We start from the raw sequence: 3,904 nt of genomic DNA on the forward strand, positions 1-3,904 counted from the left end.
TTTTCACCATCGCTTCCGGCGGTGAATATAATTGAGGGTAAATCTTTCTGATCTCCTCAGGGATATCAAAAGAGTCATACACATATACAAACAGGACCTCTTCTGACCTGGTCATCCGGGAAATGAATCCTGAGTATTTAACCAGATACCGATCATGTTCGTCCAGGTTCAGGCAGACCATCAGTTTTTTATATCGATACATACAGTCTCCTTTCAATGCAGCCTTAGCTTCTGAATAAAACAATCATAGACTGCAGCGTACTATCCGTCAACAATATCCAAATCTACGATATCATTACATGCCAGATACAGTCCCTATGATTGGGGGCGGGTATTATAAGCGGCCGATTTCTCTTTGGATTTGAGCATGTGCCTGCTCTGAAATCGGATAAAAACTGATAATGACAATGGACAAAATATTGCAGATGCACGGTACTAGCGCATAAAGCACTCTCAACATAAAAACCGCAGACCCGGGCTGTTCCGCGTTGGGTTGATAACCGGCCTTCGCCAGCAGCACCAGTCCAATACCGACGCCTAAGGCGGCCGATAATTTTTTCGCAATAGACCACAGCCCGATATAGCGGCCTTCCCGCCGCTGTCCGGTTAAGACCTGATCATAATCAATTACATCCGCCTGGATGGAAGACGGCAGTGCAAGCCCGGCACCAAATCCGATACCGGAGAAAAATACCAGTACCCCATATATCACTGCATCGCCCGGCCCCAGAAAAAATACACCACTGAACGCACCGGTATTGATAAGCATTGAAATGATCCAGGCCCTTTTTTTACCGACTTTGCGGGAAACAACAATCCAGAGTGGCAAGAACACAATACCGGTTAAGAAATAGATCAGTAAAAAGCCTTCTGCTCTCTGGGCTTTGAGAACATACTCCACATAGTACAGGATCAGCGTTGCCGGCAGGTTACTGCCAACAGCGCTGATGGTGTATCCGGATATCAGGATTAAAAATGGACGGTTTTTAAGTACCGCTGAAAATCCTTTGACCAGATCGTCACTGCCGGTCTGTTGATATTTTTCCTTGATTCGGTAGATGCAGTAAAAAGAGAAGATGACAATCAATGGCGCAAATATGAAGGCCATGAAGGAGAATAGTTCCCTTTGGGTGGCCACCTTTCCCATTATATTCATTATTCCATCAATTAACATGGGAAACCCTGCCGCCAGAAGTGTTCCAATGATTAAAAACCCGTCGCGCATGGAAAAAAGAGCGGTTCTTTCATGGTAATCCCCGGTCATCTCCGGACCAAGAGATTCATAGGGGATGGCCACCAGTGTCCAGAAAAAAAACAGGGCAAACAACCAGAAACCAAAATAGATATTGATCATTGCCCCGGACAAAACCGGTGGCTTGAACAGAAAGATGATCGAAATTGCCAGACCCACAGATCCCGATGCAATATAGGGTTTGCGTCTCCCGAAACGGCCCGCGCTCCTGTCAGATAAATAACCGATAACGGGGTCAGTCACTGCATCGAATAACCGGACAGCCATCAGCAAAATGCCAATGGTGGACATACTCAACCCGATGGTATCAGTATAAAATTTAGGCAGGAACACATACACGGGGATGCCTATAATTGCCAGGGACAGAGCCGGCAATGAATAAGCCAGCTTATCCGGCCATGATATGTGGGGCGTGTCGATTTCTCTTTGTCTGCGGATCATTTTGATTTCCCCAGAAGCCGGTCTCTAAATGTTTTATCAATTGGATTTTCACCGATCCAGATAGCAAATACCGCTCTGGCAAATTCCGATCCTTCTATTGTTCCGAGTGGCTCGGCATTAAGCGTCAACTGGGTTCCAACTCCCGGCAGATAAGTCAACGCATACCGGTCTTTGGGCTGAACATCTTTGTATAGTCGGTTCAATGCCTTGATTTTTGGCAAAAGGCGTTCAAAAGCTTCTTTGCTGACAGACCCCTTAATCTTTTCCATGGTTGCTTTGGCAAAATCATCTGAAGAGAGCGCCACCCGATATTCTAAAACCAGGTGCTTGGATATATCATCCAGCGCATTAGGTCCATCCGTTTTCTCCGGCAGGTACAGTGCGCCGGTATATGCCTCTATTAAAAACATGTATTTGAGCAGTGCCGCACCGGATAATTGCAGGCGAGTTCCCCGGACTTCAACCGAGTTTGAAAATTCAGTCCCATTTACCATTGTGGCACCGGCATGGCAAGTAGCTGAGATGGAAACACAGATAATTGCAGACAAGATGCATATTGTTTTTAGTTTCATCATTGGCAACCCTTCAAATTTGTTGTCAGTCATATTATCACTTTATAGGCTAGGGTAACAAGGCATCAAAAGCAAATATCCGGACAGATAGTTGAAAAGAAGCAGATAAGATGATACAAAAAAATATGTAAACGATTAAACTTGATCATCGAATTAGAGGATTCCTAAAAGTGAAGGTTATATTCATAAAGGGGGTTCGTCAGACATTGATCTTCTTTCATAATTTCTTATGTTTTCATTCATTCTTTTATTGTGAAAAAAGAAGTTCCTATAATTTGAATCTATGTAATTTAAAAATGAAATGGGAAAAAAATGACTAAAACAAAAATGCTTAAAATAAAAAAGTGGATGGCATTCATAATTGGCTTGCTTGGGATACTTGCTATCCTTATCGCTGCTGTTAAATTTATATTCATAGATTTTTTTGTGGACTTGTGGTGGTTTCAAGGCCAAGGAATGACATCATATTATCTTCTGAGGCTACTTTATCCATACCTTATACTTATATTTTTCACGATCCTGTTTTTTGCAATCTTCTATGTCAACTTCAGGGTTGCTTCCCATATTATTGGATTTGAAGACAAACCCGAGGGTTACAAAGAAAAAAAATGGTTAAAGTATCTCAACCATGCCTTGCGAGACATGTATATTCTTCTTTCTTTTGTGATGGCTTTGATAGTTGCCATACCGATTTTCAGAAATTGGGAAAAGTCACTGCTGTTTCTCTTCGGCAGTCGTAGTGGTGTGTTGGATCCTCTGTTCGGCAGGGACATCAGTTTTTACCTTTTTTCTCTTCCGATCTATCATTTGCTCCAAAAAGAAGTTCTTATAGTCGTTGCACTGATGCTCGCAGGTGTTCTGTTTATTTACTGGTACGAGAGGGCGGCAACACCCATAGAACACCGTATACGATCACATAAAGCACATTGGCACACCAGTATTCTGGTGATATCTATTTTTGCGGTTTTATGCTGGGGCTTTATGTTGGAGCGTTACGATCTGTTGTATGAAACAGCCAATCTTCCTATTTTCAAAGGTCCCGGCTTTGTAGAGATGACTGTTATACTTCCCTTTATATGGGTTACAGTGCTGTCCCTGATGTTAACGGGTATTTTCCTGGTACTCAAAATTCACAGGTGCGTGGGGTGGAAAATGCCCATTATCTTTTTTTTGATTTCCGTTATTGCATTCTTAGGAAAAGATGTTGATACATTTCGAGATACCGTTCGAAAATATATCGTGTTGCCAAACCAAATGGTTCGGGATAGGGACTACATTAAGGCAAATGTTGACTCTACACTTGCGGCCTACGGGCTGGACAAGGTGGAAACCAGGGATTTTGAAATGAATTCGGCTGCCTCTTTCGATGCCGATGATCCGGATACCCTGCGTCGGTTGCGTAATGTTCCCGTCTGGGATAGAGATATTCTTGGCAGTGTATTCGAGGAACTTCAAGGTATACGGACATATTATTCATTTCCAAGTATTGATGTTGACCGCTATTGGGTAAACGGTGAATATCGGCAGGTCTATCTTGGCGCCAGAGAGATAAATAATTCAAAGCTACCCGAAGTCGCTCAAAATTGGATTAACACGCATCTTCAATATACCCACGGTCAGGGGGTCGCCATGATTCCGG

4 protein-coding genes are annotated in these 3,904 nt (G+C 43.1%); 1 reads left to right on the top strand and 3 read right to left on the bottom strand.

Annotation, left to right across the window (positions count from 1 at the left end):
- The 3 genes from AB7U36_RS20145 to AB7U36_RS20155 form a co-directional block, all read right to left on the bottom strand.
- The coding region (locus AB7U36_RS20145; protein ID WP_428161420.1) for a hypothetical protein at nucleotides 1–202 on the bottom strand (202 nt) is incomplete at its 3' end.
- A 132-nt stretch (nucleotides 203–334) separates the two neighbouring features.
- Complete coding sequence (locus AB7U36_RS20150; RefSeq protein ID WP_428161421.1) at nucleotides 335–1,693, bottom strand: MFS transporter; 1,359 nt, start codon at nucleotides 1,691–1,693, stop codon at nucleotides 335–337.
- Entirely contained in the window at nucleotides 1,690–2,268 is a 579-nt protein-coding gene (locus tag AB7U36_RS20155; protein ID WP_428161422.1) for a chalcone isomerase family protein, read from the bottom strand. The genes AB7U36_RS20150 and AB7U36_RS20155 overlap by 4 nt, the downstream gene beginning before the upstream one ends.
- Before the next feature lie 309 nt (nucleotides 2,269–2,577).
- Between AB7U36_RS20155 and AB7U36_RS20160 the strand changes: the two genes are divergently transcribed.
- The coding region (locus AB7U36_RS20160) for a UPF0182 family protein (RefSeq protein ID WP_428161423.1) at nucleotides 2,578–3,904 on the top strand (1,327 nt) is incomplete at its 3' end.

The organism is Desulfobacter sp. (assembly GCF_050177295.1).